Source organism: Lutibacter oceani, from assembly GCF_003384935.1.
Classification (GTDB): domain Bacteria; phylum Bacteroidota; class Bacteroidia; order Flavobacteriales; family Flavobacteriaceae; genus Lutibacter; species Lutibacter oceani.
On the sequence record NZ_QTTQ01000009.1, the window covers coordinates 403,109 to 418,243 of the forward strand.

At 29.0% G+C, this 15,135-nt stretch carries 16 protein-coding genes; 3 read left to right on the forward strand and 13 right to left on the reverse strand.

What is annotated here, in order from left to right:
• Positions 1–105: 105 nt before the first annotated feature.
• The 6 genes from BX611_RS01890 to rfbA form a co-directional block, all read right to left on the reverse strand.
• Complete coding sequence (locus BX611_RS01890) at positions 106–1,389, reverse strand: nucleotide sugar dehydrogenase (protein WP_115877795.1); 1,284 nt, start codon at positions 1,387–1,389, stop codon at positions 106–108.
• 9 nt (positions 1,390–1,398) lie between these two features.
• Positions 1,399–2,385, reverse strand: coding sequence for an SDR family oxidoreductase (locus BX611_RS01895; RefSeq protein WP_115877796.1), 987 nt, complete (start codon positions 2,383–2,385; stop codon positions 1,399–1,401).
• Positions 2,386–2,514: 129 nt separating this feature from the next.
• Complete coding sequence (gene rfbB / locus BX611_RS01900; protein WP_115877797.1) at positions 2,515–3,528, reverse strand: dTDP-glucose 4,6-dehydratase; 1,014 nt, start codon at positions 3,526–3,528, stop codon at positions 2,515–2,517.
• 12 nt (positions 3,529–3,540) lie between these two features.
• Positions 3,541–4,392 (reverse strand): dTDP-4-dehydrorhamnose reductase, encoded by an 852-nt coding sequence (rfbD, locus tag BX611_RS01905; RefSeq protein WP_115877798.1) that lies wholly within the window; start codon positions 4,390–4,392, stop codon positions 3,541–3,543.
• The gene (gene rfbC, locus BX611_RS01910; protein WP_115877799.1) at positions 4,385–4,957 is read right to left on the reverse strand and encodes a dTDP-4-dehydrorhamnose 3,5-epimerase; all 573 of its coding nucleotides are present in this window, start codon (positions 4,955–4,957) and stop codon (positions 4,385–4,387) included. The genes rfbD and rfbC overlap by 8 nt, the downstream gene beginning before the upstream one ends.
• A gap of 1 nt (position 4,958) precedes the next feature.
• A complete protein-coding gene (gene rfbA / locus BX611_RS01915) occupies positions 4,959–5,837 on the reverse strand; it encodes a glucose-1-phosphate thymidylyltransferase RfbA (RefSeq protein WP_115877800.1) in 879 nt (292 codons plus the stop codon).
• Positions 5,838–6,170: 333 nt separating this feature from the next.
• On the opposite strand from rfbA, the gene BX611_RS14990 reads away from it, so the two are divergent.
• Positions 6,171–6,320: a hypothetical protein gene (locus BX611_RS14990; protein ID WP_162880002.1), complete on the forward strand. Its 150-nt coding sequence runs from the start codon at positions 6,171–6,173 to the stop codon at positions 6,318–6,320.
• Between the two features lie 311 nt (positions 6,321–6,631).
• Positions 6,632–7,759, forward strand: a complete 1,128-nt coding sequence (locus BX611_RS01920) for a hypothetical protein (RefSeq protein ID WP_115877801.1) — start codon at positions 6,632–6,634, stop codon at positions 7,757–7,759.
• A 322-nt stretch (positions 7,760–8,081) separates the two neighbouring features.
• Here BX611_RS01920 and BX611_RS01925 read toward each other — a convergent pair whose 3' ends face one another.
• The 5 genes from BX611_RS01925 to BX611_RS01945 form a co-directional block, all read right to left on the reverse strand.
• Positions 8,082–8,543 (reverse strand): hypothetical protein, encoded by a 462-nt coding sequence (locus BX611_RS01925; RefSeq protein ID WP_115878917.1) that lies wholly within the window; start codon positions 8,541–8,543, stop codon positions 8,082–8,084.
• Positions 8,544–8,680: 137 nt separating this feature from the next.
• Entirely contained in the window at positions 8,681–9,028 is a 348-nt protein-coding gene (locus BX611_RS01930) for a c-type cytochrome (protein ID WP_115877802.1), read from the reverse strand.
• Positions 9,029–9,055: 27 nt separating this feature from the next.
• The gene (locus BX611_RS01935; RefSeq protein WP_115877803.1) at positions 9,056–9,952 is read right to left on the reverse strand and encodes a DUF5777 family beta-barrel protein; all 897 of its coding nucleotides are present in this window, start codon (positions 9,950–9,952) and stop codon (positions 9,056–9,058) included.
• Between the two features lie 29 nt (positions 9,953–9,981).
• Positions 9,982–10,533: a YceI family protein gene (locus tag BX611_RS01940; protein WP_115877804.1), complete on the reverse strand. Its 552-nt coding sequence runs from the start codon at positions 10,531–10,533 to the stop codon at positions 9,982–9,984.
• On the reverse strand, positions 10,523–10,981 hold the full coding sequence (locus BX611_RS01945; protein ID WP_115877805.1) for an OB-fold protein: 459 nt from the start codon (positions 10,979–10,981) through the stop codon (positions 10,523–10,525). The genes BX611_RS01940 and BX611_RS01945 overlap by 11 nt, the downstream gene beginning before the upstream one ends.
• 276 nt (positions 10,982–11,257) lie before the next feature.
• On the opposite strand from BX611_RS01945, the gene BX611_RS01950 reads away from it, so the two are divergent.
• Positions 11,258–12,289: a LytTR family transcriptional regulator gene (locus BX611_RS01950; protein ID WP_115877806.1), complete on the forward strand. Its 1,032-nt coding sequence runs from the start codon at positions 11,258–11,260 to the stop codon at positions 12,287–12,289.
• A 292-nt stretch (positions 12,290–12,581) separates the two neighbouring features.
• Here BX611_RS01950 and BX611_RS01955 read toward each other — a convergent pair whose 3' ends face one another.
• The gene (locus BX611_RS01955) at positions 12,582–14,012 is read right to left on the reverse strand and encodes an amidohydrolase family protein (RefSeq protein WP_115877807.1); all 1,431 of its coding nucleotides are present in this window, start codon (positions 14,010–14,012) and stop codon (positions 12,582–12,584) included.
• Positions 14,013–14,058: 46 nt separating this feature from the next.
• Complete coding sequence (locus BX611_RS01960; RefSeq protein WP_115877808.1) at positions 14,059–15,090, reverse strand: serine hydrolase domain-containing protein; 1,032 nt, start codon at positions 15,088–15,090, stop codon at positions 14,059–14,061.
• Positions 15,091–15,135: the final 45 nt, after the last annotated feature.

Consider the following 15,135-nt stretch of genomic DNA (forward strand, 5'->3'; position numbering starts at 1 on the left):
ATTGCTTCACTTCTCACTCTTTACTTCTCACTCTTCACCTCTCACTTCTCACGCTTCACTTCTCACCTCTCACTTCTCACTTCTCACTCTTCACTACTCACTTCACTACAACTTCCCTTGCACCTTACAATTTAAAAATCCTTTTACATCATAAATAATTCCGTTAGGATTCAAATGTTTTTCAAAATCTATTTCTAAAAATTCTTTATGTGAAACTGCCAGTACAATACCATCAAATTTATTTTGTGGCATGTAGCGAACAGTTTCAAGACTATATTCATTTTTCACTTCTGAAATATCTGCCCATGGGTCAAAAATTGTTACTTCAGTTCCAAATTCCTCTAAATTAGCAATTACATCAACCACTTTGGTATTTCTAACATCCGGGCAATTTTCTTTAAATGTAATTCCCAAAACTAAAATTCGTGCATTTTTAACTTTTATGTCTTTTTGCACTAATAATTTTACCACTTCTGATGCTACGTAATTACCCATACTGTCATTCATTCTTCTACCTGCCAAAATAATTTCAGGATGGTAACCAACTTCTTGTGCTTTTTGTGCTAAATAATAAGGATCAACACCTATACAATGTCCACCAACCAAACCGGGTTTAAAAGGTAAAAAATTCCATTTTGTACCGGCAGCCTCTAAAACAGCTTGTGTGTCAATATTTAATAAATTGAAAATTTTCGCTAATTCGTTTACAAAAGCAATATTAATATCACGTTGGGAATTTTCAATAACTTTAGCAGCTTCGGCCACTTTAATTGATGGTGCTAAATGCGTTCCAGCTGTAATTACCGATGCATATAAATTGTTCACTTTTTCGCCAATTTCAGGTATTGAACCTGAGGTAACTTTTAATATTTTTTCAACAGTATGTTCTTTATCTCCAGGGTTAATACGTTCTGGCGAATACCCAGCATAAAAATGTTTATTATAAATTAACCCAGAATTTTTTTCTAAAATTGGAATACAAACTTCTTCAGTTGCTCCCGGATATACCGTAGATTCGTAAATTACTATATCATTTTGCTTTAAAATACTGCCAACAGTTTCACTCGATTTTATAAGTGGCGTTAAATCCGGTTTATTATTTTTATCAACTGGAGTTGGAACAGTAACAATATAATAATTACAATCTTTTATATCTTCTATGGAAGTTGAACAAAAAAGTCCTTTTTTATGATTTGGATTTTCAACTAATACCTTTTGCAATACCTCGTTTTCAACTTCCAAAGTGGTATCAATTCCCTTTCTTAGTTCAGCTACTCTTTCCTTATTAATATCAAAACCAATTACATTGTATTTTGTTGCAAAAAGCCTTGCTAAAGGCAATCCAACATACCCTAAACCAATAATTGCTATTTTAATTTCTTTGTTCATAAAAAATAATTATAAATTTTCCCAATACCAATTTACTGCTTCTTCTAATCCTTTTTCAAAAGAGAACTCTGGATGATAGCCCAATAATTTTTTTGCTTTCTCTATTGAAGCTAGAGAATGTGGTATGTCTCCAATTCTATTTGGACCATATTCAATATTTACATCTCCAATTTTAGCATCAAATTTAGCTAGTTTTGATCTTAATAAAGTAACTAATTCATTTAACGTGGTACGCGCTCCGAAAGCAACATTGTAAACTTGATTTAATGCTTTTGGATTGTTAGAACTTATAGCTAACAAATTCATTTGAACCACATTATCAATAAAGGTAAAATCTCTTGAAAACGCTCCATCACCGTTTATTACAGGCGATTCATATTTCATAAACTGCATTACAAATTTTGGTATTACAGCAGCATAAGCCCCATTTGGATCTTGTCTTTTACCAAAAACATTAAAGTATCTTAAACCAATGGTATTTAGCCCATAGGTGCTGTTAAAAATAGTAGCGTATAATTCGTTTACATATTTAGTAATAGCATAAGGTGATAAAGGTTTTCCTATAGTATCTTCCACTTTAGGAAGCTCTTTTGAATCTCCATACGTTGAAGAACTTGCAGCATATACAAATCTTTTTACTTTAGCATCTCGAGCTGCAACTAACATGTTTAAAAACCCTGATGTATTTACATCATTTGTTGTAATTGGATCTTCAATAGAACGCGGCACTGAACCCAATGCTGCCTGATGCAACACAAAATCCACTCCATCACATGCATTTTTACAATTGTTCAGGTTTCTAATATCTCCTTCCAACAATTGAAATTTTGGATTCTTAAACAAGTGCTGAATATTGGTTCTTTTTCCTGTTGAAAAATTATCTAAGCAAACAACTTCGTTATCCAACTCCAATAAAGATTCACATAAATTTGAACCGATAAAACCAGCTCCACCCGTAACCAATATTTTGTTATTTTTAATGTATTCTTTCTTCATTTTAATTTTTATTCAACTTTCCTTAATATACACTTCGACCCTTCGACTAAGCTCAGAACAGGCTAGGCTTAGTAACAAAACACTTTATGACTTCAACCAAGCTCAGGAAAGGTTAGGCTTAGCCTGTACTTATTTTTTATATTTTTTTACGTACCACTTTACCGTTTTTAAAATGCCTGTTTCAAAATTTTCAGCAGCTTTCCAACCCAATTCATTTTCAATTTTACTTGCATCAATTGCATATCTAAAATCGTGCCCTGCTCTATCTTCAACATAGGTAATCTGATTTTTATAACTCTTATTTTCTAATGGAACAAGCGTATCCAATAATTCACAAATCTTTTCAGCTATATAATTATTGTTTCGTTCATTTTTACCTCCAATATTATAAACTTCGCCACTTTTTCCTTTATGAAATGCCAAGTCTATTCCAGTACAATGATCTTTTACATACAACCAATCTCTAATATTTTTCCCATCACCATAAATTGGAATGGCTTCACCTGCAAGCGCTTTTCTAATAACTGTTGGAATCAATTTTTCATCGTGCTGTTTTGGTCCGTAATTATTGGAACAATTTGTTATAACAGTATGCATTCCGTAGGTATGAAAATAGCTACGTACAATTAAATCGCTACTTGCTTTTGAAGCACTGTATGGTGAATTAGGCGCGTAAGGAGTTGTTTCGGTAAACAAACCTGTTTCTCCTAAAGTTCCATAAACCTCATCCGTTGATACATGTAAAAATCTAGCATTTTCGAATCCATTTTTAAATACAAATGGTTTTTCCATCCAGTATTTATATGCAACATCAATTAACGTAAATGTTCCTTTTACATTGGTTTCAATAAAAATATCTGGTTCATTAATTGAATTATCCACATGTGATTCCGCAGCCAAATGAATAACTCCATGAACAATATAATGATGAAATACGCGCTCCATTAAATCTCTATCGCAAATATTACCATTAACAAAAGTGAAATTTTTTGAATTTTTTACAGCATCCAAATTATCAATATCACCAGCATACGTTAATGAATCTACTACCACAATTTTATAATCGGGATATTTATCAATTAAATATTCTACTAAATTTGAGCCGATAAATCCTGCTCCTCCTGTAACTAATATTGATTTCATTTTTTTAATTTTTTATTGAATACAATTCCTTAAAGCTATTTTCCATTCAGGAACTTCAACATTAAACGTTTTTTGAATTTTTTCAGTATTTAAAATACTAAAATTTGGTCTTGTTGCTTTTGATTTATAATCTTTTGATAAGATAGGTTCCACCTTACATTTGCTTTTTGAAATTTTCATAATCTCCTGGGCAAACTGAAACCAACTGCAAACTCCACTATTTGAATAATGGTAAATTTCCACCCCTTTAGTTTGTATAAAGGGTATTATTTGTAAAATTACATTAGCTAAATCCGTTGCATTTGTAGGTGAACCTACTTGATCTGAAACAACTTTTATTGATTTTTTTTCTTTCCCAAGTTTTAGCATGGTTTTTACAAAATTACTTCCATATAATGAATACAGCCATGAAGTTCTGATAATTATTGTATTCTCTGGATTTATTTTTTTTAAAGCCTCTTCACCTTTTAATTTTGTTACTCCGTAAGTATTTGTTGGATTTGTTTTATCGGTTTCAACATACGGTTTTTCTGATGTGCCGTTAAACACATAATCGGTTGAAATATGAATTAATTTTAGTTGATTTTTTTTTGATATAATTCCTAAATTTTCTACTGCTATATTATTTATTTCATTTGCTAAATTAAATTCGTCTTCAGCTTTATCAACATTTGTATAAGCTGCACAATTTATAATAACTTGAATTTTATTTTCTGAAACAAACTCTTGAATAGCGTTCGCTTTGGCAATATCCAATTCATTTTTATCAGTAAAATAACAGGTGTAATTTGAATAGTTTTGTTCCAAATTTTTTAAAGCTGAACCTAGTTGTCCGTTTGCCCCTGTAACTAAAATATTAAGCATTCAATTTAAAGTTTGGTTCAAACAAATCAGCATTTTTTAATGTAGGTTGTAATTTGTCTTTTTCAGAAATAATTAAATCTTCAACAGTAAATTTCCAGTCAATATTTAAGGTTTCATCGTTAAAAATGATACCTCGCTCCGATTCTTTATTATAATAATTATCAACTTTATAACAAAATATAGCTTCTTCGCTTAATGTAACATATCCATGTGCAAAACCCTGCGGAACAAAAAGTTGGTATTTATTTTCTTCACTTAACTCAACAACTACCGATTTACCAAAAGTTTTTGAACCTTTTCTAATATCAACAACTACGTCCAACACTTTTCCTTTTATAACTCTAACCAATTTAGATTGTGCAAAAGGTGGTAATTGATAATGCAACCCTCTTAAAACTCCTTTTGAAGATTTGGCTTCATTATCTTGACAAAAATCTACTGAATAACCAACAAATTTTTCGAAACTTTCTTTTTTAAAAACCTCGTAAAAATAACCACGTTCATCTTTAAAAATTGTTGGTTTACACAATACTACTTCTGGTATTTCAGTTCTTATAAATTCCAAATTATTTTGAGTTTGCTATACGCAACAAGTACTGTCCGTAACTATTATTTTTATATTCAGCTGCTAAAAGAAGTAATTGTTCTTTATTGATATATCCTTTTTCAAAAGCAATTTCTTCAATACACGCAATTTTTAGACCTTGTCTTTTTTCTATAGTTTGTATAAAATTTGAAGCCTCTAATAATGAATCTTCCGTACCGGTATCTAACCATGCGTAGCCTCTTCCTAGAACCTCTAATTTTAAATTATTTTGTGATAAATAAGTCTGATTAACAGTTGTTATTTCTAATTCACCGCGCTTACTTGGTTTTATATTTTTAGCAATTTCAACAACATTGTTTGGATAAAAATACAAGCCTACAACAGCAAAATTACTTTTTGGAATTTCAGGTTTTTCCTCAATACTTAATACATTTTTATTTTTATCAAATTCAGCAACACCATATCTTTCAGGATCTTGTACATAATAGCCAAAAATGGATGCTTTTTTATGATCTTTAACAGTCTTAACCGCATCATTCAAATGTTTTTCAATACTTGCTCCATAAAAAATATTGTCGCCTAAAATAAGACAAACATCATCATTCCCTATAAATTTTTCACCTAAAATAAAGGCCTGTGCTAAACCATCAGGTGAAGGTTGTTCAATATATTCAAACTGCATTCCAAGTGATTTTCCATCACCTAATAATTTTTTGAAATTTGGTAAATCTTGAGGCGTTGAAATTACCAACACTTCTGTAATTCCTGCAAGCATTAAAATTGAAAGTGGATAATAAATCATTGGCTTATCGTAAATTGCCAATAATTGCTTTGACGTACCTTTTGTAATTGGATATAATCGCGTTCCTGAGCCTCCTGCTAAAATTATTCCTTTCATACTATTTTTAAGAATGTAGATTTAAGCAAAAATAACCATTTAATATTTAATAGCAATTGGTTTTAAACAAAGTATAGGTGGGCATTTCTTAAAATATTATTAAAATTTAATTATTAAATAATGTAAATTTTTAAATATCGTGTCTTTTTACGGAAAACAAGTACTTGAATACTGATTTACAATACCAAAAGGATGGTTTTTGCATATAATTTACACGTTTTTACTAATAAATGGTATTTTTTTAAAGTTTTTATAAAAAATTTTGTAGTTTTAAAAAATATACAACCCCATTAATTGTATTTAATAGAATTATAAACCCAAAAATCTTTTATTATGAACGCTACTTCCCCTCAAATTTCTTTTACTTCTGAAGGAGTAAACCAAACCGCATTAAAAGATTACAAAACGTATTTAAAACATTATTCTTTTAGAAATTTAAAGCCAATGTCTTTTGAAGATTTTTTAAGAAATTATAGCAGTTAACATACAAGGTACCTACAACTTTAAAACTTCATTTATATTTTTTTTAAATTAAATTACAATAAAAGCATCTTAGTACTAAGATGCTTTTTAACTCTAAATCAACTAATTTTTTAAAATAGTATTTAATTAAATTTATTATACTAAAGTTAATTTAAATCTATATATTAGCCCATCATTAATTTTAATGATTACACCCCCTCGAATTAACCCCACATATTTTTTTTCTTTTATTTAATTAGCTCATTCACATGCTCTGCATAATTAAATAATAATAAAATTAAAAACATTAATTAATCTATAAACTAAAAACGATGAAGCTATTTAAAAAATTAAACTATGTGTATGTTTTTGCAGTAACATTACTTATCACAAGTTGTCAAACAGAAACTGACAATCTAAATGAGGAACAACTCCAAAATAAAGCCAACAACTATGTAGGACAGGAATTTATGGGAGATTCAGTTAGTAAAAGTTCAAAAACATCTGAAAGACCTATACTTACTTACGAGCACTTTTCTGAAAATAACATTTTGAATTTTTATGAAGATTCAAATTCATTTTTAAACTCTTGCAATCCTGTAATGCAAATTGAGGATTTTGAAGATTCTGAAGTTTTAAACGGCTGGGGATTTGGAACATATGGTAACATTATTGATGAATCTTCAGATATTATTGCTGATATTGAGGGTAGTGACTACGCTCTTTTTTCACCTGGCAGCATAGAATCTAATGTAAAGTTTAGTACCCTTCTTGATAACGGTGAATTAGCTTGGATTTGGGTATATAAATCTTGGCCATTTACTGGTGCTTATGGAAATCAGGTTCTTACAAGTAGAAACTGGATTGATTATGCAGATGATTTACATATTGAATTTACAAAAAGTAATAACTATTCAGTAAGTCTTGAATTATTTCCTGATAGTGCACAAGATATAACAATTGAAATTTATGGAGAATCGGGTTTACTAGGTTATTCCGAAATTTATGGAGCATACTCAGGAAATTTTTGGGGTATTCACTCAAGTGAATCTATTAAAGAAGTTGTTTTAAAAACCACAAATATTTTAAGACTTGGAATAGATAATTTATCGTTTGGTTACTGTGATTCAGATAATGATGGAGTACCAAATGCTGAAGACCCATATCCATACTCAATTTTAAATGAAGAAATTGATATTGATGATTGTTATCCAAACGTGGAAAATGTATTTGTTAGTCCAGGTACAACTATGATGGATGAAATAGCTAATTTAATTTCTGAAATTAATAAACAATATGATGGTGAGAACTATGATGACTTGCATGACGATTTTACAAGAGAATTGTCTAAATTAACATATGCATGGAGAAAAGATAGATTGATAACACGAAGAGAAAGATCTGCAATATCTAGCTGTGGCTGGAGAGTTAATATTCCTGAATCATACATGAATCAATAATATTCCGAATTTTCTATTTATAAAAAATGTAAAAAAGGTTCTCAATTTTTGAGAACCTTTTTTACATTTTTTATATTTAAGACCTTGAAAGTGCCACCCAACGAATATTACTCTCTTACAATAAACTTTTATTAAATAAAAATTGAAAATAGTATTTATTTGGGAAGAAATAAATGGAGAAATAAAAAGCTAATTATAAGACACCTACCATAACTTTGTAACCAAAGGTAATGGGTTTAAAAAAAATGCCTACACAAAATAACTACAAGTAAATACGATAACGGAACCCCCTATTTAATTTTGTTATATAAAATTAATATTCTTAATTCTTTTCGAAAGTTAAATAATCAGTACCTCCATTTCCTCCACTTATATCTATTAATTCAATTTTATTAGATGTTTGAGTAATAAGATCCCAATCATCTGATAATTCCTCAAAATCAGAAGGTGATGCAAAGAAAATATTAAAATCTAAATCATCCAAACTGTCATCGTTGCTATTACTATCCATAATACTCCAAGTACCTGTATAAGTATTTATACTATTGGTGGCAGTAAGTACATTATCTGCACCAAAAGTAAAAATATACCCAGCATAATTACTGACTTCATCATTACCACTATCTATGTATTTAGTAATACGCCAAGAATCATTTTGCACATTGTTTTCAATTTGCAATTGGGTATCATCACTTGATGGATTATCATCATCACTTGAACAAGCAGTTAAAGAAACTGATGAAATGAAAATTAATAATAAGGATTTAATAAATAATGATTTCATAATTGTATAATTGTATAATTTTATAATTTTAACTAATTTTTGTAAAAAATATTGTTTGGCTAACATTCTCTTTCTTCCAATTTGGCGACCTTCCTTTTATGTAAACGACCATATTACCCTAAAAGTATTTTTCATACTTATTGAGGAAAACCGTTAGCCTGCCAGGTTTTAATATTTTGTATTTGTGTAGCTGTTAAATTACCGTTTGGAGGCATAGTACCATTTTCAATACGCCCAATCAATCCTCTTGTCTCTATTGCACTTTTAACATCTGCATACGATGTTAGAGACATCGGAGCATTATTAGTTGGTGTACTACCATGACAACCTGTACAATTTCCACTAATTATTGCACTAATAGTATTTGTATATGTAATTGTAGATGTCGGTGGGTCTATAGTTATATCATCGTCATCACTGTTTGAAGAACAGGAAGTGAAAATGAACAATAAAAATAAACCGGTTAACGCTAGTAATTTTTTCATAATTTTGATTTTTAGTATTAGTATTTATTAATATAATTTTTCTTCTTCTTTTGTTTTACTTAAGTAAAAATCTCTTGAAATATTAAATCCAAAGTGAATATCACCTTTAAAGAAATCACCAGTAGTTTCGGTTATAAATCCTTTTTCAACCATAGCTCTTGAATTTGTAAAAATCAGCTGAAATGTATGCCCTCCTGTTTCAATGTCAAAACCGAACGCCAATGAGTTTTTTGTAGTTAACAAATCAAAAGAATTGAAAGAGTAATAATACTCACCATTAATTGAAATGTGTTTGCTAATTTTAACCTTAGTTCCAATACCCAATGCAAAAAAATCATTCGGATCTTTTGAACCTGATACCGTATTATAGTGAATGTATGTTGGTGTAATTTGAATTGAGAAATCTGAATTAAACTTTCTAGCCAACAATAATTGACTAGTATAAGTTAACCTGTCGCTAAAACTTGGCTTATCTAAAGGATCATAATCTTTTAGTGTTTTTTCTACAGCACTAACAAATAAAGCAGCACTTAATGGCGTTGATTTATTCCCGGTTTTTTGCTTAATAATTTTATATTTCAAATAACCATCATATACTTTTTCAAACGAACTTCTACCCAATGCAATAGCAAAATCATTAGTAACAGCATATTCTAATCCAAATCGAATATTAGATTGATCCAATCCATAAAGTTCATACCCTCCAGAATTTATTCTGCCAAATCTATGCTGAATTAAAAATTCCAAAACTCCTTTTTGCCTGGTTTCAACAGATTGCCCATTCATTATTCTAGTTCCATTAAAAGTACCAGAAACAACTGTAGCATTGTTAACTGTTTCTTCCGCTAGGATATCATCCAGGGTTTGGGAAAACATATTATTGGATACTATAATGATTAAAAAAACTGAAAGTAAATTTTTCATCCGTTTGAATTTTATGTTTTTATAATTGTTTAATTATTTTTATAAGGTTTATGTTGTAAATCAAAATTAACCTTAATTGTTTTTGCAATATTATTTCTAACTACAATTGGAATTTTTATATCAAAATCGGCTACTTCAACCATAAAATTGCCTGATAAATTAATTTGCTCCTCTACAATTTCTACCTTACATATGGTGCTAACTTCCTTTTCTTTACCGTGCATTGATAAAATTCCTTTAATTTCAGCTGTAGAGTTTAAACTGTCTAATTCACTAAAATTCATAATATATCCTTTAAATGTGGCTTTTGGATATTTATAAGATTCCACATAACTTTCATTAAAATGTTCTTGCATTAATGCCTTTTTAAACATAAAAGACTTCATTAATAATTGAATGGCTATTTCTCCGGTTTTTTTATCAACAACGCTTAAAACCTGGTAATTATCGGCTTTTATATCTTCAACCAACGTATGTGAAAAAAAAGAAATATAACCTTCCTTTGTTAAATACCTTTCCTGAGAAAATATTTGATTTGATATTAGAAAAACCAATACCATTATAATTACTCTATTTTTCATTTAAATTGTCATTAATTAATATGCATCTAACCATAATTATATCTAATAAATACCCTGTACACATTCCTTTTACATGAACAAAGTCTCCTTTTTTTAATTTCAATGAATTTAAATTATCCTCAGGTAACATATGGCATATAATACTTGAAAACCCATTAATATCTTTTAATGTAATACTACTATTTCCTTTAGTAATTGAAATATCAACTATTTCACCTTTAACCTGAATTAATTTATCTACATATTTTTTATTTGCTAAATTTTCATCTACCTGAAAGTCATTTATTAATTCCTGAGCAGAAATAACAAATTCGGCTTTCGAATTTTTAACATCCTTAAAAGGTTTATTGTATAAATTTATTACAAAAAATAAACCTATAATAATCAATGTTAATCCTGCTAATAATATTTTAAAATATTTAGTTTTCAATGCTTCAATATTATTCAATTTATAATTTTAAAATTTTCAAACCGTTTATTATATATACAACTTTATAAATATTTTTTTGAATCCTCTTATTTTACCTAAATTTGATTCATCTACTTAACAAATAAATGAAGATTACTTTTTCAAATCAATAAAAAATTGGTGAAATGGAAAAATTGGGTGTTAAAAGGGAAATTATTAAACTAAAAAACATAAGTGCTCTTGAAAAAAGATAAATTGTACCTTATTACTTTGCTTGCTATATCATTAATTGTTTTTGTTATTGGTTATTTAAACATGAATTATTTGATAAAAGTTAGCACTCGTAAATTTTTAGATATTCAAATTGAATCAAGTCAGCGTGAAGCAAAGGAATTTTCAAACTTGGTATCTTATCAAATTGAAAATGGCATTGATCGAGATATTATAATTACTAATATTCAAAAAAGCATTGAAGGTACAAATATTGAATCAGGGTTTATATGTATGTTCGATTGGTCTGGTATTGAAATTTGTCATCCTGACCCACAAAAAATAGGGAAACAGATTAACCCAAATGAATCTTTTGTAAGACCTCTTGATAACAGTATTGATTCGGAAGATTTTTATCAATTATTAAAAGACAAAAAGCAACTTGGAGGTTTAAGAGAATTTAATAACAATAGAAATTCTGAAATAATTTATTTATACCCAGTAAAAAACTCAGACTGGATAATTGCGGCACACGCAAATATTGATAAAATTGACAAAGAAATTAAAAAGTTAAAGCTAACCTTCCTATTAGTCTATTTATTAACATGTGTTTCTATTATTTTACTCTCCGTTATTATTCTTAGATATATAAGTAATTACTATGAAAAAGAATTAGAATTAAAAAATCAACTTTTAATGGGTGAGGTTTCAACTCTAAAAAAACTGAATTCTAATTTAACAAATTACAAGAATAAGATTAATGATAAAATTGATAATGAACGTGAAAATGATGATACCTCAAAAATTAAAAAGAGAATTCTAACTTATTCTAAAAACAAGTTACTATCAATAAAAGTTGAGCAAATAGCCTATATTAATACGGAACATGCCATAACAACAATTACTTGCCTAGATGGAAAAAAATATACTACAAATACTAGTTTAGATGAGTTATACAACAGTTTAGATCAATCTATTTTTTTTAGGGCAAACCGACAGTATATTCTTTCGGTAAAAGGGATTGATGAAATACTGAAATATGGAAATAACCAATTAAAAATTAAGACAAAACTTGATACTTCAATTATTATTAGTAAAAATAAAGCTGCTGAATTTAAAAAATGGCTTAATTCTTAAACTTCCCTTTCACTTAAAGGCAGTATTTTTAAAATAATTTAAATATTATTTTTTTCTAAGCCCAAAAAGAGGCCTTAGATATTTTATTAGTTTTATTTATAATTCATACAAGACAAAACAACCAATACTGGTAAATAGAATTATTAGCGAAAATTGGAATGCTTAATAGTGGTATTAAATAAGCCTCCAAATTTAGATTCTATTGCTGTTACTGTTGTTGCATGTATTTTGATAAGGATTTCATTCATCCTTAGGTGAACCCTATTTACTGTAAAGTACTGCTTTTATAATTCTATTCAATTATCATATTTTCTAGATACCTAACAAAAGATGCAACCAGATTTTTTCTATCCCTTGCCTTTTCTTCGAATTTATTTAAAGTTTCTTTTTGTATTTTTCTTCCATTTATAAATACAGTTGAAGGGTTTTCTAAAGTTGATAATGCTAACAAAGGATTTGTATCCAACACTACCATATTTGCAGTTTTACCAACTTCTATTGTTCCCATATTACTCATAGATTTATGTGTTTCTGAAGCATTTACGGTAGCAGTTTTTAATACCTCATAATTAGAAAGGCCTGCTTCTTTGTAAAAAGCAAGTTCTTTATGAATTGAATACCCAGGTACGGTTACTCCAATTCCAGCATCTGTTCCGCAAATAATTTTTACAGCTGCTTTATGCAATTCTTTAATTATTTTCAAATGGAAATCATGCTGTTCTTTTATAGCTTTAACGATACTTGAATCTCTTAATTTAGTATTCTGCCACCTATCTAGTTGAGCTTTACTATCTACCATTTTGATGAGAGGATTTATATATTCGAGTTGATCCGAAGCCAAAATATTATCATTAATTAACATCTGATAAATGTTATTGTAAACCGTTAATGTTGGGCAAAAAGTACTGTTTTTATGCTTTGCAAAACTATTTACTACCTCATTTAATTTTAATGTATCTAATTTATAATTTAAAGGTTGTTGAATAATATCCTCAGCATGTTCTATAGATTTTATTTGAGGATTAAAATGATAGGAATAAGGTACTTTTTGTGAAGGATGTGCAACAATATCCATATCAGAAATCGTAGCTTGTTCAATAACAGCATCAAAAATTTCTTCAGTTAAACCATAATAGGTTTTAATAAAATCATATCCTTTTTCTTTATATGAGATTATTTTTTCTCTTGCTTCTTCAGCACTATTTAATTGTAAATTATCATCACCTATAAACTCAGGGCCTGTTAGTTTAGGTCCTGAAGTAAAAAAATCAGGGCCTATAATTTTATTATCGTTAATATCCTTTTTTAACCTTAAATGCATTGGCATACCCCAAACATTTCTAACAGCTGTAATGCTGTTTGCCAAGTATAGTCCTAATTCATATCTATCCCATACATGCACATGCATATCTATAAGACCTGGCATTAAAAATTTATTTTCAAGATTAATAATTTCAACATTATCAAATTCTATATTGTCTGCAATCTCTTGAATTACACCATTTTTAAAGTAGATCATTTTATTAACTAAAACAGTGTCTTTATTCATTGGAATAATATTTGCATTCTTAATTATATAAGAATCAATATTAGCATGCTCAATATTTTTAATTTTTAAATAACTAGTTCTTTTTATATCAACACCCAATTTTATAATAACAAAAACTATAGTTATTAAAATGATTCCTGTTATAATTTTTAAAATTCGTTTAACTATTTTCATAATAATTGTTCTTGATAAATTTCATGAAAGGATTTTTAAATGGCTTTTATGTTCTTCTCACAATTTTTACAATACGGTTATATATAATTTCCGCTAAATTCCAGTCATATCCATTAAAATTTGTTGTATTGTTAAATTGAATAACAACTGTATCAATGTCTTTGTGGTATTCTGCAATACTCTGGTAGCCAACGAGCAGACCTGTATGCTCGTACACATAAATGGAGGAATAAATTTCCTGTTCCCCTTCATTAAACACCGAACCATCGTTTAATGCTCTTAGGAATATGCCCACATCCTCTGCTGTAGCTATCATTAATCCTGTAAACTCATTCTTTAGATCGTCTTCAATACCTACATAATATCCGCTCATCACATTGTTTATATCCACTTCATGAAGCGAACCGAAAGTGTTTTTCAGTCCAAGTGGTATCAAAATTTCCTCCTTAATATATTGTTGATGGCTATAACCTAACACTTTATCAATGAGATCAGAAATCAACATATAATTCGTATTTGAATAGCCATAATCTTCACCCGGTTCAAAGTCAGCCGGTAAATCCAGTGCGTAATCCAGCGTTTCTTGTTTGCTTTTTGGCGGATTTTTCCAATAATCAGGATGATCAACAAAATTTGGAATACCACTTCTATGTTGTACCATCATTCTCAAGGTTATTTTCTCAGCATTTTCAATTCTTCCTACAAGTTCTGGAAAGTAGTCAGCGAGTGTTTTATCCAAAGACAAACGACCTTCTTTCACTAATTTTGTGGTTGCAACAGCTACATAGAGTTTGGTTATACTGGCAATTTTGAATAATGCTTGCGGATAGGCAGCTATTTTATTTTTACGGTCATGCCATCCTGCGGCATAAAACTCCGGAGGCTTCCCAGCTTGATCCACGTAAACAATCATTCCGTCAAATCCATGTGAAATGCCTTCATTTAATTGTTCTTGAACCGTATTAGGTAATGGCATCATCCAAGCCTTTACCAAAATCCATGGCACAAACCACAAAGAGGATATACTTGCAAGAATAAATACTATTCTCAGTATTCGTTTTGTTTGTTTTTTTTTCATAATGTCATACTATTTAAGGACAATGTACTTTTAACAAAAAAAATC

Coding starts and splice junctions, on each gene's coding strand:
- BX611_RS01935 (WP_115877803.1), bottom strand. CDS start 9,952: ATGAAAAATTTACTTTCAGTTTTTTTAATCATTATAGTATCCAATAAT.
- BX611_RS01890 (WP_115877795.1), bottom strand. CDS start 1,389: ATGAACAAAGAAATTAAAATAGCAATTATTGGTTTAGGGTATGTTGGA.
- rfbB (WP_115877797.1), bottom strand. CDS start 3,528: ATGAAATCAATATTAGTTACAGGAGGAGCAGGATTTATCGGCTCAAAT.
- BX611_RS01925 (WP_115878917.1), bottom strand. CDS start 8,543: ATGAAATCATTATTTATTAAATCCTTATTATTAATTTTCATTTCATCA.
- BX611_RS01895 (WP_115877796.1), bottom strand. CDS start 2,385: ATGAAGAAAGAATACATTAAAAATAACAAAATATTGGTTACGGGTGGA.
- rfbA (WP_115877800.1), bottom strand. CDS start 5,837: ATGAAAGGAATAATTTTAGCAGGAGGCTCAGGAACGCGATTATATCCA.
- BX611_RS01955 (WP_115877807.1), bottom strand. CDS start 14,012: ATGAAAATAGTTAAACGAATTTTAAAAATTATAACAGGAATCATTTTA.
- BX611_RS01950 (WP_115877806.1), top strand. CDS start 11,258: ATGAATTATTTGATAAAAGTTAGCACTCGTAAATTTTTAGATATTCAA.
- rfbD (WP_115877798.1), bottom strand. CDS start 4,392: ATGCTTAATATTTTAGTTACAGGGGCAAACGGACAACTAGGTTCAGCT.
- BX611_RS01920 (WP_115877801.1), top strand. CDS start 6,632: ATGAAGCTATTTAAAAAATTAAACTATGTGTATGTTTTTGCAGTAACA.
- BX611_RS01940 (WP_115877804.1), bottom strand. CDS start 10,533: ATGAAAAATAGAGTAATTATAATGGTATTGGTTTTTCTAATATCAAAT.
- BX611_RS14990 (WP_162880002.1), top strand. CDS start 6,171: ATGAACGCTACTTCCCCTCAAATTTCTTTTACTTCTGAAGGAGTAAAC.
- BX611_RS01930 (WP_115877802.1), bottom strand. CDS start 9,028: ATGAAAAAATTACTAGCGTTAACCGGTTTATTTTTATTGTTCATTTTC.
- BX611_RS01960 (WP_115877808.1), bottom strand. CDS start 15,090: ATGAAAAAAAAACAAACAAAACGAATACTGAGAATAGTATTTATTCTT.